The sequence below is a fragment of the Halobacteriovorax sp. RZ-2 genome, from assembly GCF_043196685.1.
Classification (GTDB): Bacteria; Bdellovibrionota; Bacteriovoracia; order Bacteriovoracales; family Bacteriovoracaceae; genus Halobacteriovorax_A.
This window is the reverse complement of sequence record NZ_JBEBMR010000001.1, coordinates 858,874-882,971: the sequence shown is the minus strand read 5'-3', so window position 1 is coordinate 882,971 and position 24,098 is coordinate 858,874. Positions and strand designations below refer to the sequence as shown.

Below are 24,098 nucleotides of genomic sequence, written 5' to 3'. Positions count from 1 at the left end.
AATTAATAAAGTCTTACCAAAGTACGGTAATACCCTTAATAATATCTTCTTCGTGCAGCTCGTTAACATCTGAAAACAGTAGCTTAAAGTCAGAAGAGTTCTTTGCGTGGACCTTATCAAAGTATTTTGTTGGTAAGAATGATTTCTTGCAGCTTTGGCATTTTTGAACTTCTGTTGCCGTATCGTGCACGTGGCCACAAACATGACACTTTTTAATAATTCTTTTTTTAGCAACTTCCATATTAATTTCTTTCATCATTCTAACCTTAATTCCTTTAGATGTAGTACATACCTCTTCGAAAGATAGGTGAATAAGTTTAGAGAAATCGGCAATAATTACCGAAAAAAAGTAAAGGCCGAGTATGTAACTCGGCCTTTGTCATCAAATAAAAGGGGGGGAGGGGTATTAAAAAAGCTTTATATTAGCGCTATTAGTAGCGTCTAAAGCAGTCGTGTAATTATTAAGAATTGGGTTACTGTTTGCAGTATTGATTCCCATATTAAAGTTCTGATTTGGAATATCGCTACTCCAATTATAACCATGTCGAGAGTAATCAAAATTTTGTACCTGAATTGATTGCTCTGGAGTGTAGTAGTTACCCCAAGGCATTGATTCACTTACTCTCAGCATTGGTGCATTCGCTCCGTAGTAATCATTGTAACTATAGTTCCAATTATTGAGACGATTCATATCTTGCATCATATAAGATTGCTCTCTAAAATCGCGCACCATATTTGAGAAGCTCTCTTGTCTCTGGTTAAGAGCATCGTATGTACCAAAGTATGAATTCACCTGTGGTTGCGTAAACTGAGAAGTAAGCATGCTAACAAATTGTTGCATGGCCATGGCCTCTTGCTGTTGTTGGCGTTGGTACTCAGCTTGCTCCTTCATTTCTCTGATATATTCAACTAGGGCCAGCTCAGCTTCTGATAGTTCGTCGTCTTCTTTTTTATCTTCTTTCTTATCTTTCTTCTTTGCTTTTAGCTTATCTTTATCAATTTCTTTGCTATCTGCTTCAGCGATAACTTCCTTTTCTTCTAAATCAGCTGAATCATTCTTGTAGTCTTCAAGTTCTGCCGTAATCTTTGCTAGTTCTTCTTGAAGCTTTTTAATTTCATCAGTATCGACTTTTGATTTTGCATTCTCCAGTTCACAAACTAAGATCGCATTCTCTTTCTTTAATTCTTCATTCTCTAATTCTAGTGTTGAGAGTTTCTCACTAATCTCTTGAAGCTTTTCTCTTGTTTCATCAAATTTAGAAATTGCCTCTTTTGCCGTATCAAGTTCGGCCGTTCTTTGCTCGATTAATTCTTCGAGTGCCTTAATTTTTTCTTGGCGAATATTATCATCAACTGGATCAGATGATTGTACGTTTGCTAATTTTGATTTTAGGCTAGAGATCTCTTCACTGCTTTTTGCAAGCTCTTGTGATAGAGTGTCAGATTTACCTTGTAGGTCCTCATATCTTTTTGATAAGTCTTTGAAGTCTTTAACAAGCTTTTCATCGACGTCTTTAATTTCAATTTTAACAATATTTTCAACCTTGCCAAATAGCTTAGCAGTATCAAACCAAAGATCAAAAATACCTTTTTGGTGGACTTGATAAGATGTTACAGAGACTTGCTTTTCTCCAGCTATCTCGCGGTAATGGCCATTTTGATATGAGCTATCAGTGATAGACATTTCATTTTGCACGTAAGTGCTCGATAGAAATAATGCACTCATAATAAATAGCTTTTTGTAACAAGCTTTCATAAATTCCTCCCAAGAATTTGATTCAATTTATTAGATGCAACTGCTATGCCAAGAAAAAGGCCAAAAACCATGCAAAAATGCCATGGATACTGTTCATATTTTAGACACTGGCCAAAACCAATGCGCTTTTGCTTTAATATCTCTATGAAAAATTCAATCTATCAAAAGACTTATCAGGTCAGTATCAATAATGTGAATATCAACAAGCGTCTTGGACTCTTTGGAATGCTAGGTTATCTGCAAGATATTGCAACAGTTCATGCCGAAGAGATGGGCTTTGGTTTAGAAGATATGATTCGAGATCAATCATTTTGGGTTCTAGTTAGACAAAAACTTCGCATGGACAGGTTTCCTCATTGGAACGAAATTATTGAGATTAAGACGTGGTCGAGACCGCCAGAAGGTATGTATGCCTTTCGCGAATTTGAGATTTTCCTTGATGGTGAAAAGATTGGAGATTGCTCAACTGTATGGATGATTTTAGACGGTGTGACAAGAAAGGTTAAAAAGCCTGATTTCCCAATGGAGAGAATTAATCCTCGTACAGATTATCATCTTGATTATATCGCTCATAAAGTTGAGGTGAGGGATAACTTTGAAAAAGTTAATACCATTACAGTACGAAATAGTGATCTGGATTTAAATATGCACGTTAATAATACGAAGTATTCTCAGTGGATTCTTGATTCAATTCCAATAGAGCTTCATAAAACTGCAAAGTTAAATGACTTTGAAATTAACTTTATGGCCGAAACACACCTTGGTGATAAAATTGATATCTTACGAGCACGTAATGAGGAAGGTGAGGTTACTCACGATATTGTCTATAAAGGTATTAGGGAATCAGATGGCAAGACCTGTTTCTTAGCAAAGCTTTTAGCAGACTAAATTAACGTAGGTAGAACTCAAAGCTACATGCACCTTTTCCTGAATAGCAGACTTCTGTTCCATAAGCTGGCACGACACCTTCGTTACCACCATTGAATGTTATATTATAGGCATCAACACCATTATAGTTATCATTGGCATTCTGGCCTGAACATCCTGCTGTTCGGCTTGTATGGCGCAGATTCCCTGTACAGTCCACATAGTCATAATCCCAAGTTCCATTGCCATTTTCAATTATTGGAGCACCTGCATTGTATGAAGGTGAAATGAACATGGCATCAGTTGTTCCATTGGCACGTGAGAAGTATTCAGGATTAATTGAAGCTCTAGTTGCAGGAAGAGTTCTTTCAGTTATAAGGTTATCAGCAATAGTACTTACCATGATTGAGTTATCAAGATCAGTAACACCACTTGAGCGGACGACTAAAGTCCAGCCACCACCATCTGTTGTCATATCACAATAGACTGTACGTAGGGCATTTTGTCCAGGGTAGAAGTTGATCGTGTAATTTCCTGAAGGAGCATTTGGATTTTCTTCAAGGATTTGCTTACAAGAAGATTTATAATTTCCGTATGAGTTTGATTCACGAATCATAAACCAACCGTTCCCTGCACCAATTGCTGTCGCTGGATCTGTTGCCCATTGTTTGGCCGTTCCATTCCAGTAGGCACCGTTAAAATAGCCACCTTCAGTTCCTTCACCACCACCATTTATTTTTCCATTCCAACAATTTGCATACCAAAACGGAGTATCAGTGTAGAAGGTAGCACAAACTCCTGTGTGATTATCATTGTCTTGATCTGAAGTCGACCACATCATCCCATCATGACTTGTAGCAATTGCAGCATTCACTGTTCCTATTAATTGAGTGTAGGATTCGATATTTAATCGGTAACTATCAGCTGGATCAAAATTTTTTACTGTCATCATGGCCTGTTGTGAAATCGGTTGTTCGTAATCAGGTGACCAAGAGTAGAGGAGTTGAAAGTCATTATTTCCAGAGATCGAATCCCAGTGTTTTAGACCTACGAAGTAATTGAAATATTCTAAGTAATAATTTATTGTCTGTGCCTCTGGCATTCCTGGCCTAGAGATTGGTGAACATTTTCCCGTGAAGTCATTTGATGCTGATCGATCATATGAACAACGCGGAGTCGTATTAATTGAATCAGCATATGTAAGATTTGTCGTTGGCTTATTTGTTCCCTCTCGAGTATTTCCCCAAACAAGAGTCCATCCTCCACCGTGAGTTGTCATATCGCATATTGTTGGAAAAGGAGGAGTTGCGCCAAGTGGGCTATCTGGATCAATTATGTAAATACCCGTTCCACTTGAATAGCCACGATCAAGAATTTCTCGACATGACTTCATGGAAGGAAGTGAGCGTACCCAAACACGTGTCTCTTGATATTGTTTAAGAGTAAGCCCAAGGCCTGATTCAACTTCTGTACTATTATAAGCATTCGTACAATAGCTATTAGCGGTAGAAGTACAAGTAGAAAAATCACTTCGAACCATTGAGTCTCTAGGTGTACATCTCTTTCCGTAACCTCCACCAATGAAGATTCTGTCTGTAGTATTTGGATCCACATTTACACATGAATAAAAGACACGCCAGTTGTTTCCGTAACCATGGAAGAAATACTTCCCAACAAGTTCTACATCTTCTGTACCATCCATATCTGCAAATTTAACTTGAGGACTTGTCGCATCTGCCTGTGAAATTACTTGTTGAAAATAATCTGGAATAGTCTTATCGAGGTAAGCTGTCTCCCAAGTGTTATCTGTAATACTTAAACCAGTATTTACGCTTTCGATGCGCATTTGATTAAAAGCAATTGAATTTGATTTTGAGTAAACTTCTGCTGAAGTCTCTCCTCGTGCAGCGTGAGTTGGGTAGCCGTGCCATACTTTTGTCCAGCCACCACCTTCTGTCGTCATATCACAGTCAACTGTAACTGCCGTTCCTTCTGGATAAATCGTATAAGAACCGTTTCCACGTGACTTACCACTTAAGAGAATATCCATACAGTTCTTTGGTCGGTCGTATTTCTCTCTTAAAAAGTAGCGTGCCTTAACAGTTGCTTGTCCTGTGTTGAAACCTCCAACGCCACGAACACGGTTAAGGTCATCACTACCATTTGTATGATATATATAGTGTCGTGGTTGATCGTGTACGTCAGATGTTCCTGTTTGAGTATATGCAGGAAGACAGTCTCCCCAACCAAAGCCAACGCCGGCCCAATTCGTTTGCCTATCTAAATAGTAATTTGTTCCATTGCTATTTCTAAAACGAAATTGTGAGCCACCAGTTAACATGTCACAATCTCCTGGAGTAGTCCTACTTGGTCCTGCTTTAATATCAACAACAAGATTAAAGTCCTCTGGGTTAAAGAACTCAACTGTCGAGTAGTCAGTTGCTCCCCAGTTACCGATATCACGGGCCATCATTTGGGTTGCCGAGAAATTATAGAAATTATGCATACCAATTGTATTCATATCCGCATAATTTGTACTATTGATATTGATGCCAGCAAATTCGTTTTTCATCGTGTTGTATGACTTTTTTGTCGTCATTGTAGGATCTGCTGCGTTGGCATAGAAAAGAGTCCAGCCACCATTATCAATATCCATTTCACAGTAAACTTGAGTAGCTGTTACTTGATCAGGGTATACTGTATAGAGACCTGAGCCTTTGGACTCACCAAGCTCAACGAGATGTTGGCATGACATCGGTCTCATCCCTTCATCATGAAGATAGAGCTCTACTAATTGTGTCCCCACGTCATTATTATGATCTGAAGGAATTCCTGTTTTATAAACTTGATCTGAACCGATTGCAAAGTACCAATTTGAATGATTAACTGAGCCATCTAATAATGAAGCATCGCCATTTGAGTAACCAAAACTATTATTCCCAAGCTCTAGGCCACCCCATCTTTGACTATTCATTTCAATATCAATTCCTCGATAGCCACGTACAGGAGTGTCGTAAATTGGATTTGTAAATTGTGACCAAATATTTTTCTTACCTTCATTTGGGTAGTTAATCCAAAAAGTGAAGCGATTAAGATTTTCAAATTCATCAATATACTGAACGATAGAATAGAGGTCACCAGTCGGTGCTGCTTGATTATAGAGTAGAGCTGAATTCGTAGTAGGGAAGAATCCACCGGCGACATCATGTTTATAGATCCTCGTCCAGCCACCGCCATTATTATCCATATCACAGTAAACACTTAAGGCAGCAAGAGGTCCTGCGCCATCTATATCAATTGTGTAAAGACCACTTGGATATGTTCCAGTTTTATTTAATGTCGAGCATGAAACCTGGCAGTCGCGAACGACAATATCAGATGGTGCATTGGCATAGAAATTCATCCACTCTGGATTTGTCTTTGTTGAAACAAAGTGTTCATTTGTTGTTGATGTATTCCATACTTTCTTACAAGTATTATGGGCCACAATTGTTTTAAGTTCATTGGTTGCTAGTTTAAAACCAGTATCAACAGTATTGATCGCAAGAACAGCTTGCGAGAAGAGTAGAGTAAATAGAAAACCTATTTGAATTTTCATTTCTTATTTGCTTTTTGTAACTCTTTAATTGCTTTGCGCATCTCTTGCATATCTGCTTTAAGTTGCTCGTTTTCTTCTTTAAGTGAAGCAATCTCTCTTTTAACTTCTTCATCACTACTAAAGAGCTTATCAATTTTATTTGAAATTGATTTTACTGCTTCGACTAAAAGTGCCGTGATATTTCCGTACTGAACAGATTTATATCCATCTTGTCCTGTCTTTACTAACTCTGGTTGAACTTTTTCAACTTCCTGAGCGATAAAACCTACAGTCTTTTCTTTTGGAAAATTTCTTTCTGGAAATTCATCCGTTTTCCAATCAAAAGTTACCCCACGTAGAGAGTTTACCTTGTGAAGTGGATCAATAATCGTTTCCACGTTTTCTTTAAATCTTTCATCTGAAGTATAAAGGTAAGCTGCTGCAAGAACGTTTCCAGCAACATGTAGTTTTTCTGTTGCAGCTGAGATACCGATACCAACATTACCATTATTACGACGAATACTAATTGAATTTACATCATTCAAGATATTTGAGTCTGCAGTTTCATGAACTCCAATATGAAGATAATCTGGGCCTGTTCCATCGTAGTGGATAAATCCACCTTGGAAGGTTCCATTCGCTTCAGTAAAGCGAATTCGTCCACCTTCAAATTGATTAATTGCATCTCCTGAAAGAGTTATATTTGGACCAGTAATTGCATCATCATTTCCTCTAATCGTGAGCTTAGAGGTTGGACTTGTATCTCCAATTCCGACATTTCCAGCAGGGGTAATTGTCATATGTGTATTTTTATAAGAGGCATCATCATTTCTTTGGCCAAGATATAGGAAGCCATCGTTATTATTGAAAGACCAGATCTTGTTATCGACTCCACCGGAACGATCTTCTAGGTAAATATAAGAATTAAGAGCTCCACTTACATGTAGTTGATTTTGTGGTGTAGTCGTTCCTATTCCTACGTTACCAGAGTTATAATAGATATTACTCCCTGTTGTTGTCCATTGAGATTGATTAACTCCACCAATTTGAGTCGTTACATAACTTTTCATCGCACTAACTGAAGGAGCTTGTACTGTTTGAGTTCCAGCTGTTGAGTTAACAACTGCTGCTGTTTGAGCACGCCCATTTGTAAAATATAAATTTGTCGCACCTTCCGCAAGGTCATCAGTGTCTGCTAATCCTGTAATTGCTGTGTAGTTGGCATTGATTTGAGCCTGAAGTTTACCGTAGGCACTTAATATAGAATCCGTAGGCGCTAGCACCGAATTTGCTCCAACGGTATATCCTGTAAGAGGTGTGCTCATCACATTTGATGCTGGTACACGTCCACTTCCATCAAGTCTTAAAAGCTCATTGGCACCATTTGAAGTATTAACAGCTATATTCACATCATCAGTGTTCGCCGTTAGCGTTAGGTCACTAGAAGCTGTTAGGCCTTTGAATACTAAGTCAGTTCCAGTCTTTGTCTTATAAAGAGAAGTCCCAGCTGCACTTGAGGCCGTGTTTTGTTCTCCACTAGCTGCTACAACTGTTGATAAACAGCCTGTACCATCAATACAGATATCATTGCCTGTTGTGACATTCATCCCACCATCAACTGTAAGCTTCTGTGTTGGTGCGATATTTCCAATGGCAACATTTCCACCAGAAGACTGTAGATAAACATCAACATCACCAGCATTAGGTCCTGAGGCAAATGTCCTAAGATATGTATGAGTATCACCACCTTCATAGATTAGGCGAAAATTCATATCTTGAAAGTCAGGTTCACCATTATCTTCAATTAAATCAAAGAAAGATGCGGTATCACCAACAGTCAGAGAAAAGGCTTCTACTGTAGCACCCGCTCTTGAAATATAGAATGGTTGAGTACCAGATGCTGTTGCAAAGTTTGCACCACCATTTACGGTAAGCTTGTGGCCTGGAGATGCAACACCAATCCCAACATTACCTGCACCATCAATTCGCATTCTTTCTTTATTAAGATCTGCAATTAATGACCCACTCGTTCTAAAGACAAGGGCCGCTTGTCCGTAATTTGCATTCGCACCATCAGTTTCTTGGATTGAAGCAATGGAAGCGTTGGCAACTTTTGAAGATCCCGAGTAGTTAGATGTAAAAAGAATATTAGTTTCAGCGCCAATTGCTGGATCAGTCGAGTTTAAACGTAGCATCGCAGGAAAATCTCTTCCTGCTGCAAGGCTTACGGTTTTATCCACACCATTAATATCAAGAAGCGAATAAGGTGTTGTTACACCAATTCCAATATTTCCTGTCGGATAGTGAATATCACTTCCTGCTGTCGTCCACTGAGTTGCACGATTATCAACATATGACTTAATAGCAGCAACTGAAGGCGCTTGGTCTGTTTCACTTCCTACTGTCGAATTCACAACTGCTGCTGTTTTTACTCTAGCGTCAGTATAATAGAGGTTTGTTGAACCTTCTGGAATATCATCAGTGTCATAAGCAGAAATTGCTGCAAGGTTTGAGGCATGAGAATTAAGTTGACCTTGAACTTTTTGAAATGCTTGAAGGACAGTATCTGTCGCAAGTACACTTGAAGCTGCACCTGTTGTAAACCCTGTTAAGGCAACATCAATGGCAGGATTATAATTAATAATTGAATCTGCTAATTTATCTCCTGCTCCAACTTGAGCAATTTTACCATTAGTTGTTCCAATATCTACTGCAAGAGTTCCAGATGACGTGATCGTTCCACCTGTTAGTCCTGTTCCACCTGTAATAGAAGTAACTGTTCCAGCATTACCTGTTGGCCATGCGGCACGACAGTCAGCCCCAATACAAAGCTCTGTTGCTTTTACCTTTCCTGCAACGTCGAGTTTTTCAGTAGGTGTGTCGATTCCAATACCAACATTTCCTGATTCAGTTATTCTCATGGCCTCAGAGTTTAGTGGCTTGAAAATAATATGTGCTTCATCAGCATCATTGGCCATTGTTCTAATCTTTAGCCCTTGATAGTCATACATCATTTGAAAGTAATCAGTTGTACTATCCCATGAACGATCCATTCTAAAAGAGCTCGCCCAAGTATCATCAACTTCTTTGATATGAAGTTGCGATGTTGGAGCGTTGATATTGATACCAACTTCTCCTGTCGAATAATAAATATCGCTGCCACTAGTTGTCCACTGAGATGACGTGATAGCACCAGTTTGGGCCGTTACATAATTTTTTACTGAATCAACAGAAGGAGCAGTATCCGTTTGTGTTCCTGCCATCGAGTTAACAACTTTTGCATCGGCCATGGATTGTGCCGTCGTATCGACGTAGCCTTTTACTGCAAGTTCACTTGGAACTTGAGTTGCAGAATCTAAAGTTCCTGAGTTATCAAGATCACTTGCTGGAATTTGCGCGACATTGGCAACATTACCAAGTCCTACGTAAGTTTTATCAATTGTTGGTGCATTGATTTTTGACCAACTGATAGCTGCCGATGCATTAATATCTGCATCCATAATCGAGCCATCTTGGATTCCACTTGAATCAATTTCTGGACTTGAACCGCTGGTTACACGTCCGAAGTTATCAACTGTTACCGATGTGTATGTTCCGGCAGACCCAATGTTTGCTTGACCAATAACTCCCGTATTATCAACAAGAGTCGAATCAACGCTAACTGCTGCCGTTTGATCCACACATTCAAATTCATTTGATGCATTTACAGAAACGACCTGTCCAGTCGAACATGCGCCAGTAAAATCAACGCTATCAGGAGTGATCGCATCATTTGCAATCGTCTCGGCAAGGGCTGCGTGATTTGCATAAATAGCAATTGGATTTGCAAGAATATTTTGATAATCAAAAACGATTGAGTTCGTCGTATCTGTCACACGAATAACTAAGGTCTCTCCTACAGGAATAGTATTAATAACTGTTGCAATACCGGCAAAATCTAATTCAACGGTATAAATTCCATTAGAGAGTGGAACGTTATTAATCGTTTGGGTTGCAACAACTGTAGAAAGATCATTTGAATAGAAGAGGTCAAATTGAAGATTAGGAGTTCCTGTAATAGGAGTTCCATTACTTTGCACAAGACGTCCCGAGTAACCGAGCTTACTTGTCGAAGCGTGCAGGTTTAAGGATAAGAAGCTTAAACTAAACGCTAAAATGAATGTAAAGATTCTACTAACGTACAACAAAGTTCCCCTGTGTTTACAGTGGCATATCGTCATATTATTACGAAACATTAAAGAAATGAAATTTAGGTAGTTAAGTGGACAATATTTCCAATTTAGGGCCTGGAGGTGCCAATTATATTGGGCTTACCCTCCAATTATTAAGGGGTTGCATTACATGGTGGATACATACGAGCAAGCTCTCCAATAGGCCCACCAGTCTGGCTATGATTCGGTCTTAGCTTTTCCCAATAAGAGTTCGTTGGAAAAATCTTACCATTCGCCTTATACATACCTTTCTTACCAAGAAGGATGTTGTACATAATATCCATACTGCAGCGAATTTGATTGATAGGCTCGATTGTTGTTTCATATCCTGAGGCAAATTGACAATTCTTTCCGCGCCAATAACGCGCATCTCTTTTTCGATTTAATTGGAAGAGGCCAGTAGGGCGATCTGTAGCATCTGGGACTCGTCCAGTATTTACTTTTGTTGGATCACATGAAGATTCTACTTGGGCAATGGAAGCGAACATCCAAACCCAAAATCTCTTTCTTTGTTCTTTATTAAGATTATACCAATTTGGACACGTATATGGCCTTGCAGTCATTCCCTTGATTTCATCATAGAGAAACATCTCTGAAGCACCTTTTTCGTTATCGATATATTCCGTAATCATCTGTCCCCAAACACCTTCATTACCATCTTCAGTAATGAACATCTCACAGCCCTTGTTGAAGTACTTTCCATCTCTGCGGTGTTCAGTAGGAAGAGGATCTCCTTGAGAGATTGTATTGTCTTCCACCTGGCAATTGTGGCAATTCCCATCGGGAGGGTTCGTGACACTATTGATAACACTATTGAGTTCATTCAAGAAATCGGTCTTTCTTGAATTGAGATCGTTACTATAAGAATTAAAATTTAAAAATAGAGTCGAAAGAAGAATGAGAGACTTCATTATTTTGCCTCCTTATTCTTTTGAACTTTCTTATAGACGCACTTTATACCACTTTCTTTTGATTCATAGTTGATCGTATCTTTTTTGATTTCTATAGATTGTGTGCTGATTGAGTCTTTCTGTTTTGCAGAAACTTTACAGTTCTTTACTTCACTAATTTGAGTTACTTTTGTCTTTGTATAAGCGAATGTTGAAGTGTAGGTACAATCCGATTTCTCAACTTCTTTCTTATCTTTAAGGGGACCGATAAAAATTCGATGGCCAATTCTAAGACCTTTCTTTGGTGATTTTTCATCAACAAATTGAATATCTGAAGCATCACAAAAGTCAGAGTTTCTTACTAGGGTTTTGTATTCACCAACGTGCTTTTTCATCGTGGAGATGAAGTCATTTGCTGAAGCGGCCATTACCATTGTTGGAAGAGCTAAAAGCGCCACCACTTTACAGATACTTATAGTTGAAATCTTAATCATACTAGTCCTCTTATTACCACTCGAATTATACCATTTTATAAGGGGTTAGGGCATTTAGGAGACAAGATTTCCTCATCAATAATTATGTGGCCTAAGTATTGTGTTCATTATTACACACTCTATGACATATACAGGCTTTCATTGGTAGTAATGACTATTACAAAAATGGGAGAAGCGTATGAAAAAAATGGTCAATATTGCGACGTTGATGACACTTGCACTACTTGTGTCATGTAATGCCGAGAAAATATCAAAGGTTAAATTTGTCCATGCTCTAGAGGGGGAATCTCTTTCTGGTGAAATGAAAATTAACGGGCAAGAGTTAAATCTATCTGGATCAGCTGAAGAGTCATTTGAAGTGAAGCCGATGTATCCAAGAAAGTTAAAGCTAAAGCTAGACTATAATCATGGGCCTGAGCTTAATAAGCTTTCAGCAACTGAAATTAATATGGAATTTGAAGTACGTAACTACGATTCTGAAGAGGGAAGTGTAGATCTTAGAAAAGCAGGATCTGTAAAACTTCAAGGTGATAAACTAAAATTAACAAATTGTACTAATACAGTTGATTTCAAAGTTGATGGAAGTGAGCTTATCGTTGATATGTCAAAATTCAAAAGTCTTGCATCTTGTAAAGTTGTAGGAAAGTACAAAAATTATAATCGTATTGGTGAAGAAGGTCGTCTACACAATGGTTTTGGACGAAACTTCTTTAAGTTTGCAACTGACTCTCAGTTTGGGAAAGAAGCGGCTTATGAAATCGTAAATAATTTTTCGCGCTATATTTATCAAGATGGTGAAATGGCGGAATACTTAAAAACAATGATCACAAAAATTGCTAAGGCATCAGATATGCCTGAAGTTGAACCAAAGGTCTTCTTTATTAATGCACCAATCGAAAATGCTTTTGCTCTTCCTGGTGGTTATGTATTTGTCTTTAGAGGTCTCGTTGATTCTCTAGAAACAGAAGCAGAGCTTGCAGGTGTTTTAGGACACGAATGGGCGCACGTAACTGAAAGACACGGTACAGAATCTGTGACAAGAAACTTAAAGTCAATTGCTACTAAGTTTGTTGGAGCTGGTTTTGTTTGGGCAAACTTCGGAATTCTTGGTGGAGCTGCAACTTACTATGTCTATGACAAGTTAGAAGATATTCCACTTATGGGATTTAGCCGTATTCAGGAACTCGAGGCCGACAAGCTAGGTGTTCAATATGCGTATAAAGCAGGATATTCTCCTTACGGGCTTGGAAAGTACTTCTCATCGGTTCCTGATTATGATGAGACTTTCTTTCAAGCAATTACTTCGAGTCACCCAAAATCATCAACTCGTGTTGAAAAAATTGAAGAATTAATCTTTAACTACATTCCATATGACTCTTCTCTTGTTGTTACAAGTACTGAGTACGAAAAAGCAAAAGAGTCGATTGATGAACTACAGGCAATGCCACCATATGTTGTTAGACAACTAATGGTTTCGATGGGCGCCCTTGTTGAATCAAGTATTAAAAAGAGTGTACGTAAGAAGCTAAAACTAAATCATAAATTAGAAGAGCGATAAAAAAGAGGCCCTCAAAAGAGGGCCTTTTTATTTTAGAATGTAAGTCCAATTCCTAAGAATACTTCATTAATACTTTCTTCAGTTTCATGTGTTCTAACAAAACGATAACCAAAGTCGACAGGGATTGCCCTGAAGATAGACGTATTAAAGACAAGCTCTGCCCCATAGCTACTGATATGAAATCCATTGTCTGCTGAAATAGGATAGACTTTCGTATTATCATAGAAGAGATTCATATAGATACGCTTAAAGTAGATAAGAGCTGCAATATTATAGTCCGGATAGAAAAGAGGGAATAGGTAATTTGAACTTGTTTTAATATATCTCTTTGATGCGAAATAATCATATCCACGAGAAAATACATATCCCATAATCTCTTGTGATGTTGGTTGGAAACGATAACTCGTTCCATTTCCATATTCTTCCCCAGTGACTGAAAATTTAAATCCGTTATTTCTAAACAGGCCTGGCGTTGTTAGTGTGATATCACCAAACCAGCGATAATCTCCAACAAGACCAGTCGTATCATCCGTGCTTGCATCTTGATACATACCTAGTAGCGAGAAACTCCATGGAGAAATAATTGATCTTGCAGTGAAGTCTTTATAAAGTTCAATATTCAGCGATGTCGTTTGACGAATTAAATCGGCCTCACCACTGATATCAATATCATTTGAGTTATAGTCTTTTGTTTGCACGTACTCTGCGCTGTAACCCAATGTAATATTTAGATTGTATAAGTTATGGCGAGAAACAAATGGGAGTTGTACTTGAGCTCCAACAGCATTCTCATCCCAACCGTAATCATCATTATCTGTACCGAGACGACTTACTTCTCTTTCTCTTAAGTCAGCAAGTAAGCTAAAGATTGGCCAATACCTCTTAAAGTCTATTTGTAGTGAAGAATAAGGTGTATTCTCAGCAGCTTCATAGCCAAGGTTAACATTCCAACCAAAGTCTCTTAGATAGTTGTCTGCCCACAGGGATAGGCCATAACCTTGTCCAACAAAGAAGCTCCATGAGTGAGGTGTGAAGGCCCTCCAATCAAATCCTGAGTAATCTTTTTCTTTGTATTGTTCATAGTTCTTAGTTGCGACTTCTTTACGATCTTTAAAATCAACTCTTTCAAAGTTATTTAAACGATCACTAGGACTATCTTTAGAGTAGTATTTATTGGGATCTGTAAGGTATGAAATAGGAATGGACTGACAATTATCTGTTGTCACTTTACTAATTCTTTTTCCATTGATTGTTTGTTCAGAAAATAGAATTTCACCATTAGTCATTGTCGGTGCGTAGGTCGCGATTTTAGAAGTTGTACACTTCGCTAATGAGTTGGTATCAAAATTGAATTTGAAAACTTCTACCGCACCGTTGTATTGCCCTTCAAATAAAATATTATTTTTAAAATCTGATTGTAGCCAGTATAGATTGTTAAAACTAATTGGTATTAAAGGTGTTACTTGTTGTGTTTCAAAATTTGCTTTTACAATTCCCTTTCCACCTGTGTCGACTGTTACTAGAGCGATAACTTCATTGCTGTTAATGGCCACTGCTTCAAGAAATTTATACTTCTCATTTTTAATGTGACGTAACATATTTCCCGCAAGATCAATCTCTTGGACAAGCCACTTGTTTTTTGAGTCAAAATTAATCGCAGTGATTTTATCTCCAGCTTTATTAAAATGAGGGTTATATAATCGCTGTCCTGAAGTAATATATTTTTTGCTGCCATCTTTTAAATCGATAAGACTTAAATCAGAATAGCTTTTAAATCCATAGCGCCAATGTGGTAAAAAGTGAGACTGAATAGCATGAGTCTTACTATAATCAAGTCGTGTTAAATCTTCGCTGTAGGGGATATCTGTAAGAACTTCTTTTTCCCCATTAGATTCTCTAATTAAACGATAGAAGCTATTAAGGTCATATTCTAAGTAATATAAATCATCACCATTTTTAAATTGGTTAGTCTTAATCTTAAATTCTGTTGTTTTTAATTCTGGAAAGCTATCTTTTTTCCACTTCTTTCTAAGTTCTTCAAATGCTTCGTAGTAGAAGTCGTAAAAGTCGACACCAGAAGCGTTTTCGATTGCACCAACAATACCATTTGGATATGGCCTTGCTGTCACATTGTCCATAACAACGTCCCAAAAATTATCACCGTACTTTTTGTAACCATGAGAAATAAGAACATAACCATAAATATACCAACTCACGAGTTGGTCATTGTATGTACCATTTACAAATTGGTCATATGTTGGTGTTTCTCCTTTTAAGAGGATTGCTTTAAGTCTTGCCATAAAGCGAGAAGAGCGTCCACGCCCTGACTGAGTATATTTTGTTTCAGCGTAAACGGCGTCACCTTCCATATACCATGGTTTTCTAGCTACATAACTTAATATCGCTTGGCCAGAATCTCCCATCAGTACATCAAAAGCTTTAACCGTTTTCTTGTTGAAAATATCTTGCTGGATAATGTGGCGATACTCATGAATGGATAAATTTTCGTGCCATTCAACTGTACTAACGTGAGCAAAAAAGTTCGTTGAATCGAACCACTCTGTTCTTCTAGGTGCAAGAGTAACAAAACCATTTGGATCACCCATCTGTGGACGATAAATTAAGCTAACTTGCTTTGGTTTTTGCAGGCCATATGAAAGTCCAACATATTTTGAGTAGTGCTCCATAAGATTTGCCATATAAATTGCATTATCTTTAAAGCCTGTTGGATAGATAACTTGAACAAACTCATTTTCTACGGTTGACCAATTTTGAGGGGGGCTTTGAGTATTTGCCCAATTATGTTGGGCCAATGTGTGAAAAGATGTTGATAATGTAAAGGCAATTAAAAGCGCAAATCTTTGCATTAATGTCTCGCTATGTTTAAGTCTAATTTTGTTTATATAAATTAAACTTTATTGTCGTGAATATGTAAACGAAATGCTGATAAGGATAGTTTATGAGAATACTTCTTTTAGGTGCTACAGGACTGGTTGGCGGCCAAATATTAAAACAAGCATTAGAGAACCAAAGTGTTGATTTAGTGGTTGCACCCGTACGCCGAGAAATTGGTTCACACACTAAACTAAGTGCACCTATTATCGACTTTGATCATATAACGACAGCTATGTTTAAGGAATGGAATATTGATGCAGTCATTTGTGCTCTTGGGACAACCATTAAAGTGGCCGGGAGTAGGGAAGCTTTTTCAAAAGTCGATTATGAATACCTTCTCTCATTTGCAAAATGTGCAAAAGAGGCCGGTGTTGAAATCTTTGTTTTAAACTCAGCAATGGGTGCAGACGAAAACTCAAGATTCTTCTATAACCAAGTTAAGGGGAGAATAGAAAATGCCTTAAAAGAATTAAAGTTCAGATCTCTCTATCTCATAAGGCCTGGCCTCATTGGTGGAGAGAGAAAAGAGTTTCGTCCTGGTGAGCTTCTTGGGAAAATAATTTTAAAGTCACTACACTATGTCTTACCAAAAAAGTTGCGTATTAACCCTGCTTCATCAATTGCAAATGCCATGTTAATGGCCGCAATTGAGGGAAAATGTGGAGTTGAAATCATGACATCTGACAGGTTAACTTAAATTCAAAAATGAGTTTTCAATATCTTAGTTCGAGATTGATATAAATTTTGTTCCGATTACATTTTATAATTTAACTATCTGAAATTACTGTTAAGAAATCGTAATAGTTGTCGATAAGTAGAGATATAGATTTTTCATCTATGGGGATTTTTTATATTTCGGAGAACTATGTGAGCGAAGCTTTTAAGAAAGGTATTGAGTGGGATATTATCAGTCTTGCTAATTATGTGTCAGAAATTGTTTCAAAAGAAAGTGGAAACATTTTAGGGCCAGCACAACAATCGATGGTAACAAGTCGTCTAAAAAAGAGAATGATGACCTTAGGTTGTTCGACTCCGGAAGATTACTATAGTTACCTTACGAAGAATTATAATAAGGAATCGTCTCATCTCATTTCGATGCTGACGACTCACCATACTTACTTCTTTAGAGAGTTTTCACACTTTGAATATCTCCTAAAAAATATTGATAGCATTGTTGCAAATGCTAAGAAGCGTGGAGATTCAACAATTCGAATTCTTTCGGCCGCTTGTAGTCGTGGACAAGAAGTATATTCTCTTGGAATGTTCTTCAATCACCACCTAAAGAATTACCCAGGTATGCGCTTTGAAATTATCGGAACTGATATTGATCCGGAAAGTGTAAAGATTGCTAAGAATGGTGTCTATCGCTACCGTGAAATTAAATCAATTCCTACAGTATACTTAACTGGAAATTGGATGCGTGGCTCTGGTGAAATCTCAAAGTTCGCAAAAGTGAACGCTAATATCAAGGATAACTGTCAATTTGGTGTTATGAATTTACTTTCACCTGAGAAGTTCTTAGGAAGTAAGAAATTTGATGTGATTTTTTGTCGCAACGTTTTTATCTATTTCGACCAAAAATCAATTGAAAATATCGTCGTAAATTTTAAGAAGTATCTTCATAAGGATGCTTTATTTGTCACGGGGATTAGCGAGTCTCTTAAAGGGACTAGCTTAAAAGTTCAAACATTAGCACCTAGTGTTTACTGTCTTGATCCGTCAGTACCAGCTAAAACTGAGAGAACTCTTAGCCTTGTTAAAGATGGTGGTACACCAATTACGAGAACGACTTCAAGACCGAGTTCAATTCTTTCATCCATTCCAAAGCCTATTCGTATGCTAATTGTGGATGATAGTTCTTCAGTTGTGAAGCTACTGACAAAAATCTTTGAAAAAGACGAGGACTTTGAAGTTGTTGGAACGGCCGCTAATGGTGTTGAGGCACAAGAATTTCTTAGAAGTAATAAGGTCGATGCCATGACGCTTGATATTCACATGCCTGAGATGGATGGTGTTGAATACCTTAAAAAGAACTATCGTATGGGTCACCCAAATGTCATTGTTGTTTCAAGTGCCAGTCGAGAAGATACTCGCTACGCCCAAGAAACTCTTAACAATGGTGCATGTGACTTTGTTGAAAAACCTGCTCTTAATAATCTTTCTGAAAGAGCGGAAGAGATTAAGAACAAAATTAAAATGTCATTCCTTAACTCTGGAACAGCGATGACTCGCATTGACCGCTCATTCCAAAAGAGCTTTGATATTAAGTCACCAGACACGAAGGCGCGCTTCTTTGTTGGTAGCTTTAGTGATAAGAAGAAGATCGTTGCAACTCTTGATGAATTAAGAGGAAATCAACCGCCAACATTCTTATTCTTTGAAGGTAATGGAAATTTCCTCGAGATGATTAGTGAAGAGTTTAAGTCTGTCCCAAATGTTGAAGTCTTTTCTCAACTGACTACCGTTGTGAATAACGCTGTCTATATTTGCGACTTCAAGAATCATTTTGCAGCTGTTAACTCAAAAACATCTTCAAGAAAGAAAAGCTTATCGGTATTTGGTATCGTTTCAAAACAAGTAGAGAATTCATTCTTTGATTTAAAGAATACTCAAATTCTTATCGAAGATACTGAAAGTATTAACGAAAGTGTTAAAGAGGTCGCTTCAGATATTTTCCCATGGACGAGTTTTGCTCACCTTGGAACTGAATATCTTGCTGACGATGAATAAATAATCTCAATCTACTAAGGTGGGCCAAAAATAGTTCGTTCTCATACCTTTCTTGCTGGGCCACCCTCATTTTCAAATCTTTCAAGTTGTTCTTGTTTGCGTTTCTCTTGAGTTAAGGAGTAAATCTCATTCAAGAACTCTCGAGCTTGTGTATTGGTTACTTGTGGAAACTCTAGATAGAATTCACCAACTGAAAGAAAATTGTGAGGTGTTTCAAGTATAAGCATATCGTCTACTAAATTTGTGATATTACTCCATGCCTCTCTTGAACACACTGGAGCAACAACTTGTATTTTATTCGGTTGGTGCTGTTTGATCAATTTAATCGCGGCCCTTACTGTCGCACCTGTTGCAATACCGTCGTCGACGATGAGAATATCGCGGCCGGAAAGATCCATTGGCGTATGGTTCTTTCTCAATAACTTCGCTTGCTCAATTGCCTCTTGCTTTTTTGCATTAGTTAATCGTCGTAGCTGTAGATCATTGAGGCCAAAGTGACTTACTAACTCTTTATTGTAATAAATATCACCTAACTCAGTAACAGCACCAATTGCCAACTCTTGATTTCTTGGCGCCCCAATTTTCTTTACACAGAACACATCGAGAGGTAACTCGAATCTTTTTGCAATCTCATAGGCAACTGGAACACCGCCTCTAGGAAGTGTAATCACCACAGTATTACTATCTGCGAGTATTTTATCTTTGTATTCTTCAGCAAGTAGTTTGCCTGCCTCGTTTCGACTCTTGAACATCTTCACTTCCTCTTAGGCAATCTTAACTTGTCGCTTTTCATCGATTGGACATTGGATAGCAGACTCTTTTTCAATTTCTAATTTCACAATTTGAGATAAGTCATAGAGCTCATTACCAATTGTTTGAATAATGTCATCAGACGAAATAATTCCTACAATCTGATCCCTTCCATTAACAACGGGAAGGCGCTTCACACCATTGGCCTGCATTTTTTTAATCGTATCGACCACGCTATCTTTTGGTGTACATAGAACAACATTTTGAGTCATGATTTCACTCACTTTTGAATTTGGTTCAATCTTTCCTTCTTTGCCAAATGAAATTGCGATGTCTCTATCGGTTAAAATTCCAATAGGCGTGTTCTTCTTTCCTGTAACATTATCCACAACAACGATAGCGCCCACATGTTTTTCATACATCTGCTTAGCAGCGTCTTTCAAGGTCGCATTGGAATTTATGATGACAGTATTTTTTTGAATCATATCTTTAATCGCCATTTTTTTCTCCTTATAAGCTTTTCTTTCAAGATGATTATAAGAGGAGTTATTAGCAGATAAGATTTAATTATTTTTAAAGAAAGGTTTTGATTAATTTGCGATTACTGTTCAGGTCAGCGCTAGCGTATCGTTTAAAAATGGAAATATCTTATTTATTTAAAGAATGGAGCGCGTGATACTGAATGCGCAAGCATTCAGCAAGATTAACCAAGCGTTAGTGCCGGTGTATCGTATAAAATGAAATAGGATCTTAATTTGGAATAGAGAATGGAGCGCGTGATACTGAATGCGCAAGCATTCAGCAAGATTAGCAAGCGTCAGCGCTGCGTATCTTCGATAAATATATAGGATCTTAATTTAAAAAGAATGGAGCGCGTGACAAGATTCGAACTTGCGACATCCACCATGGCAAGGTGACACTCTACCAACTGAGTTACACGCGCTTATTTGAGTGAGAAGAAATATATTGCTGAGAGAAAAAGTTGTCAATACTTATGGAATAAAAAAATCTAAGAAAAAGTTTAAATACTTAATTTTACAATCAAATTACCCCCGTACAATTAACTAATAAGAAATAATATATTTACTACGACGGCCAAAATCGGACTCCAAAGATATTTAATTTTGACCTGCTTATACTTTATTCGAATGAAAATGAGAGAAGTATTAACAAAAGTGAAGACTATTAGAATGATAAAGCTTGTGGCCATGGCCAGCGACTTTAATTCAAAAAAACTTATGAGTAAGGTGATGACGACAGCGATGACAAGTGTTGCATAGATAGGAGTTTTTGTTCTTTCATTAACCACAGATAGAAAGCTCATCCACTTATAGGGGTGGCGAAGGCCATAGAGTATTCGAGAACCCATAATCACTTGGGCCATAATCCCGTTGAATATCGCAAAAACTCCTATCAGACTAATAACGAGGGGATTGCCTCCATGGTGAACATACATATCTTTGATTGGAGCAACGCTAGTGTTTAATTTATTTAAGGGAATACTTGAGATTGCAACAACGGCCACCAAGATGTAGAGAATTGTTGAAGTGAATAATGCAATATATATGGAGCGACTAATAGTAACTCCTGCAACGGTCGTTTCTTCAGCAAGGTTTACCATGTCTTCAAAACCAATAAAGGCGTAGAAAGCAATAAAAGCTCCAGCAATGATTGACTGAGATTGATTCCAAGAAAGACTTTCTAGTATTACTGGAATCATGAAGTCATTTTCAACAAGCTCTGGCCACGCCACTAAGCAAACTAAAATAAGTCCAGTAACTTCGATAAGAGTAAAGACAATAACTAGATTGATTGATTCCTTGATTCCTTTGATGGCGAGAAGGGTGATTATTAGAATGACAAGGGCGGCGATGAGAGAATTGGGTAGGTTTATTATTACTTTGAAGTAACCAATAAATGCTTTAGTTAATGTCGATGCACTAACAACACCAGTAAAGGCCACTAACCAGCCGACGATATTTGATAGACTCAGGTTTTTAAACCCTTGGTAAACGTACTCTGCTTCTCCTGCACTTTTTGGATGGAGCTTTACTAGTTGTGAGTATGATACTGCTGTTAAAGAAGCGATGAGTGCAGAGATTATAAATGAAACTGGGGCCAGGACTCCCGAGGTTGCAGTAATCTTTCCAATTAGCGAATAAATTCCTGCTCCTAAAATTGTACCAATACCATACAAAGAAACTTGAAATGTATTGAGAGTTCTTTTTAATTTTGTCATATTGCGAATTTTAAAAAAACTCTAAGTTAATTAAAACTCTATTTAAGTTATAAGTTGCGCTTCCCAGAGCCATCTGGTGAATCAAGAATATACTGAGGCAGTAACCAGCCTGGAATTTGGCGGCGTAGCTTGCGGTAAATCTCACGGCCTGCTTCTTGTGAGAGATAAAAGTGCATGGCACCCTTTGCCTGATCAGGGTGGTGGAGATAGTAAGGTCTCATCCCAAGTTCATGTAGTGCATAAATCAGTTTTACTAAATCATCGACACTATCATTTACGCCTTTTAACAGTACTGATTGTGAAAGCAAAGAAAAATTGCTTCCAAGTCTTGCAAGACAATCACGTACATCACTTGTGATCTCATCTGCGTGATTAATGTGAATAACAATATTGATATCGTTAAAAACTTTTTTGTAATTGTTTAGAACTTCAATCACTTCATTACCAATATAATTTGGAAGAGAGACCGGAGTTCTCGTATGAAAGCGAATGAATTTAATATGCTCTATTTTACTAAACTCACTTAAGTAAAAATCAATCTTTGAAGCTGCAAGCATGAATGGATCACCTCCAGAGAAGATGACTTCATTAATTTCTGGATGGGCCTTGAGGTAAGTCATAACTTTTTCAAAGTCGGCCTTAAAGATTTCATGCTTGTCACTTAATTCGTTCTTTCTAAAACAGTAGCGGCAAATTACCGGACAAATTGTCGTCGGTGTAAAGAGGGCGCGATTATCGTAGCGATGAATAAGTTGAGGAGCGACATACTTTTCTTGGTCACCGATAGGGTCTTCAAGCCCTGTATCAGAGTCCTCTTCATGTGAAGGAAGAAATTGTTTGGCGTGGATGCCGTCTAGACCTTCTTTCTGAATGATTTCATTTATATGATCTGGAATAAATACTTCGTAACGAGATGGTTCTAAATTAAGACCAAAGCGAGCATTGACTTCATCTGTGCTGCGAAGTCCTTTTCTCATTTTTGATCTTGATCTTCTTGATTTCTTTGTGCTTCTTCGTACTTCTTAATGTCGTTTAAATGATGCCACTTGGCCCAAGCTGCACAACCACGAATAAGAAGGGCACCGTAAAGTGCAACTCCTGTAAAGTGAAGCATTACACTAACCGTTGAAAGAACACCTGTGTTTTGAAGTAACCAGTAGATCCAATAGAGTAAGGCGATATGAATGATGAAGATCACAACAAATTGGATTTTATATGAGATTGATTTTCCTGCTAACATGGCGTCTTTATATAACTACTTTGAGTCATTTTCAACATGCTCACGGATTTCTTGAATCTTTTTAATGGCAAAAGACTTGTAGATATCTGTAAGTAGGCAGTGAGCGTAGAGAACATCTCCCGCTGGCATGGGAAGTAAGGCAACAGGTTTTATTGGTCTAAACTTACCTTTGTAAGTTCCACCCTTATACTTGATATCAATCACTTCTTGTTTAGCAATATGTTGCTGAAGTTTTTGAATCGTTTCAGGAGCTTCTGCAATATTGGCCTTTCTGAAATCTTGAATATTTAAGATTTCACCTTCTTTGAGCTGACGATTCGACTTTACTTCATCGAGAGTTTTAGCAAAAACTCGCAGACACGCGACTGTGTCGTCTAGTGCACGATGGTGGTTCTCAAGTGGAATATCAAAATGTTTACACAATGAACTTAGTTTATGGTTCTCGCTTCCTTTGACATATTTACGAGAAAGCTTGCATGAGCAATAAACTTTAGCTTTATGTAATTCCATCTTAAGTTGATGCATGGCAAAGACGATAAAGCCTATATCAAATTTTGCATTATGGGCCACGAGAGTGTGAGTTCCACAGAACTCAAGAAATTTTGGTAAGACCTCTTCAATTGAAGGAGAGTCTTTAACCATCTCATCAGTGATACCATGGATTTTTGTTGTGAATTCTGGAATTGGATTTTTAGGTTTTACAAGGGTTTCAAAAGTTTCGATTTTGTTCCCGATGACTTTAATAGCCGCAATTTCAATGATTTCGTCAACTAAAGGGGAGAGTCCAGAGGTCTCTAGATCGAGTGCTATAAGGCCTTCTGGGAAATACTTATTGATATTTTTAATTTCGCTCTGTGTAAAATTAATGATAATCCCTTTAAGTTGGCTTAT

General features: G+C 37.8%; 17 protein-coding genes and 1 tRNA gene. 4 read left to right on the top strand and 14 right to left on the bottom strand.

Going from position 1 to position 24,098, the window contains the following annotated elements; all coding sequences use genetic code 11:
• Positions 1–13: 13 nt before the first annotated feature.
• Positions 14–259: a hypothetical protein gene (locus ABMA78_RS04170; protein WP_021265840.1), complete on the bottom strand. Its 246-nt coding sequence runs from the start codon at positions 257–259 to the stop codon at positions 14–16.
• A 147-nt stretch (positions 260–406) separates the two neighbouring features.
• Positions 407–1,756: a hypothetical protein gene (locus ABMA78_RS04165; RefSeq protein ID WP_392857333.1), complete on the bottom strand. Its 1,350-nt coding sequence runs from the start codon at positions 1,754–1,756 to the stop codon at positions 407–409.
• A gap of 144 nt (positions 1,757–1,900) precedes the next feature.
• On the opposite strand from ABMA78_RS04165, the gene ABMA78_RS04160 reads away from it, so the two are divergent.
• Positions 1,901–2,644 (top strand): acyl-[acyl-carrier-protein] thioesterase, encoded by a 744-nt coding sequence (locus ABMA78_RS04160; RefSeq protein ID WP_392857330.1) that lies wholly within the window; start codon positions 1,901–1,903, stop codon positions 2,642–2,644.
• A 1-nt stretch (position 2,645) separates the two neighbouring features.
• Here ABMA78_RS04160 and ABMA78_RS04155 read toward each other — a convergent pair whose 3' ends face one another.
• The 4 genes from ABMA78_RS04155 to ABMA78_RS04140 form a co-directional block, all read right to left on the bottom strand.
• Entirely contained in the window at positions 2,646–6,221 is a 3,576-nt protein-coding gene (locus ABMA78_RS04155) for a fibrinogen-like YCDxxxxGGGW domain-containing protein (protein ID WP_392857329.1), read from the bottom strand.
• Positions 6,218–10,384, bottom strand: a complete 4,167-nt coding sequence (locus tag ABMA78_RS04150) for a tail fiber domain-containing protein (RefSeq protein WP_392857326.1) — start codon at positions 10,382–10,384, stop codon at positions 6,218–6,220. The genes ABMA78_RS04155 and ABMA78_RS04150 overlap by 4 nt, the downstream gene beginning before the upstream one ends.
• A 140-nt stretch (positions 10,385–10,524) precedes the next feature.
• Entirely contained in the window at positions 10,525–11,322 is a 798-nt protein-coding gene (locus tag ABMA78_RS04145; protein ID WP_392857324.1) for a hypothetical protein, read from the bottom strand.
• A complete protein-coding gene (locus ABMA78_RS04140) occupies positions 11,322–11,795 on the bottom strand; it encodes a hypothetical protein (protein WP_392857323.1) in 474 nt (157 codons plus the stop codon). Before ABMA78_RS04140 ends, ABMA78_RS04145 begins: the two co-directional genes overlap by 1 nt.
• A 178-nt stretch (positions 11,796–11,973) precedes the next feature.
• Between ABMA78_RS04140 and ABMA78_RS04135 the strand changes: the two genes are divergently transcribed.
• Positions 11,974–13,353, top strand: coding sequence for a M48 family metallopeptidase (locus tag ABMA78_RS04135; protein WP_392857321.1), 1,380 nt, complete (start codon positions 11,974–11,976; stop codon positions 13,351–13,353).
• Positions 13,354–13,385: 32 nt separating this feature from the next.
• Here ABMA78_RS04135 and ABMA78_RS04130 read toward each other — a convergent pair whose 3' ends face one another.
• Positions 13,386–16,220 carry a hypothetical protein gene (locus ABMA78_RS04130; RefSeq protein WP_392857319.1) on the bottom strand — a complete coding sequence of 945 codons (2,835 nt, stop codon included), beginning with the start codon at positions 16,218–16,220 and terminating at the stop codon, positions 13,386–13,388.
• Between the two features lie 92 nt (positions 16,221–16,312).
• Here ABMA78_RS04130 and ABMA78_RS04125 point away from each other — a divergent pair, with 92 nt between their 5' ends.
• Both ABMA78_RS04125 and ABMA78_RS04120 read left to right on the top strand, forming a co-directional pair.
• On the top strand, positions 16,313–16,945 hold the full coding sequence (locus tag ABMA78_RS04125) for an NAD(P)H-binding protein (RefSeq protein WP_392857318.1): 633 nt from the start codon (positions 16,313–16,315) through the stop codon (positions 16,943–16,945).
• A 170-nt stretch (positions 16,946–17,115) separates the two neighbouring features.
• Positions 17,116–18,978 (top strand): CheR family methyltransferase, encoded by a 1,863-nt coding sequence (locus ABMA78_RS04120; protein WP_392857316.1) that lies wholly within the window; start codon positions 17,116–17,118, stop codon positions 18,976–18,978.
• A 41-nt stretch (positions 18,979–19,019) separates the two neighbouring features.
• Here ABMA78_RS04120 and ABMA78_RS04115 read toward each other — a convergent pair whose 3' ends face one another.
• The 7 genes from ABMA78_RS04115 to ABMA78_RS04085 all read right to left on the bottom strand — a co-directional run bounded on the left by ABMA78_RS04115 (position 19,020) and on the right by ABMA78_RS04085 (position 24,017).
• Complete coding sequence (locus tag ABMA78_RS04115; RefSeq protein ID WP_392857314.1) at positions 19,020–19,730, bottom strand: phosphoribosyltransferase; 711 nt, start codon at positions 19,728–19,730, stop codon at positions 19,020–19,022.
• Positions 19,731–19,742: 12 nt separating this feature from the next.
• Positions 19,743–20,228: a cyclic nucleotide-binding/CBS domain-containing protein gene (locus ABMA78_RS04110; RefSeq protein ID WP_392857313.1), complete on the bottom strand. Its 486-nt coding sequence runs from the start codon at positions 20,226–20,228 to the stop codon at positions 19,743–19,745.
• A 367-nt stretch (positions 20,229–20,595) separates the two neighbouring features.
• Positions 20,596–20,671: transfer RNA gene (locus ABMA78_RS04105), tRNA-Gly, on the bottom strand.
• 117 nt (positions 20,672–20,788) lie between these two features.
• Positions 20,789–21,967 (bottom strand): APC family permease, encoded by a 1,179-nt coding sequence (locus ABMA78_RS04100; RefSeq protein WP_392857312.1) that lies wholly within the window; start codon positions 21,965–21,967, stop codon positions 20,789–20,791.
• A 47-nt stretch (positions 21,968–22,014) separates the two neighbouring features.
• The gene (locus tag ABMA78_RS04095) at positions 22,015–22,944 is read right to left on the bottom strand and encodes a KamA family radical SAM protein (RefSeq protein WP_392857311.1); all 930 of its coding nucleotides are present in this window, start codon (positions 22,942–22,944) and stop codon (positions 22,015–22,017) included.
• The gene (locus ABMA78_RS04090) at positions 22,941–23,207 is read right to left on the bottom strand and encodes a hypothetical protein (protein ID WP_392857309.1); all 267 of its coding nucleotides are present in this window, start codon (positions 23,205–23,207) and stop codon (positions 22,941–22,943) included. Before ABMA78_RS04090 ends, ABMA78_RS04095 begins: the two co-directional genes overlap by 4 nt.
• Before the next feature lie 15 nt (positions 23,208–23,222).
• Positions 23,223–24,017 (bottom strand): exonuclease domain-containing protein, encoded by a 795-nt coding sequence (locus ABMA78_RS04085; protein WP_392858012.1) that lies wholly within the window; start codon positions 24,015–24,017, stop codon positions 23,223–23,225.
• Positions 24,018–24,098 lie beyond the last annotated feature (81 nt).

Bases quoted from the DNA above. Each gene is read 5' to 3' on its own strand.
- ABMA78_RS04125 (WP_392857318.1), top strand. From the start codon at position 16,313: ATGAGAATACTTCTTTTAGGTGCTACAGGACTGGTTGGCGGCCAAATA.
- ABMA78_RS04155 (WP_392857329.1), bottom strand. From the start codon at position 6,221: ATGAAAATTCAAATAGGTTTTCTATTTACTCTACTCTTCTCGCAAGCT.
- ABMA78_RS04145 (WP_392857324.1), bottom strand. From the start codon at position 11,322: ATGAAGTCTCTCATTCTTCTTTCGACTCTATTTTTAAATTTTAATTCT.
- ABMA78_RS04160 (WP_392857330.1), top strand. From the start codon at position 1,901: ATGAAAAATTCAATCTATCAAAAGACTTATCAGGTCAGTATCAATAAT.
- ABMA78_RS04170 (WP_021265840.1), bottom strand. From the start codon at position 259: ATGATGAAAGAAATTAATATGGAAGTTGCTAAAAAAAGAATTATTAAA.
- ABMA78_RS04100 (WP_392857312.1), bottom strand. From the start codon at position 21,967: ATGACAAAATTAAAAAGAACTCTCAATACATTTCAAGTTTCTTTGTAT.
- ABMA78_RS04110 (WP_392857313.1), bottom strand. From the start codon at position 20,228: ATGGCGATTAAAGATATGATTCAAAAAAATACTGTCATCATAAATTCC.
- ABMA78_RS04095 (WP_392857311.1), bottom strand. From the start codon at position 22,944: ATGAGAAAAGGACTTCGCAGCACAGATGAAGTCAATGCTCGCTTTGGT.
- ABMA78_RS04140 (WP_392857323.1), bottom strand. From the start codon at position 11,795: ATGATTAAGATTTCAACTATAAGTATCTGTAAAGTGGTGGCGCTTTTA.
- ABMA78_RS04090 (WP_392857309.1), bottom strand. From the start codon at position 23,207: ATGTTAGCAGGAAAATCAATCTCATATAAAATCCAATTTGTTGTGATC.
- ABMA78_RS04115 (WP_392857314.1), bottom strand. From the start codon at position 19,730: ATGTTCAAGAGTCGAAACGAGGCAGGCAAACTACTTGCTGAAGAATAC.
- ABMA78_RS04135 (WP_392857321.1), top strand. From the start codon at position 11,974: ATGAAAAAAATGGTCAATATTGCGACGTTGATGACACTTGCACTACTT.
- ABMA78_RS04165 (WP_392857333.1), bottom strand. From the start codon at position 1,756: ATGAAAGCTTGTTACAAAAAGCTATTTATTATGAGTGCATTATTTCTA.
- ABMA78_RS04130 (WP_392857319.1), bottom strand. From the start codon at position 16,220: ATGCAAAGATTTGCGCTTTTAATTGCCTTTACATTATCAACATCTTTT.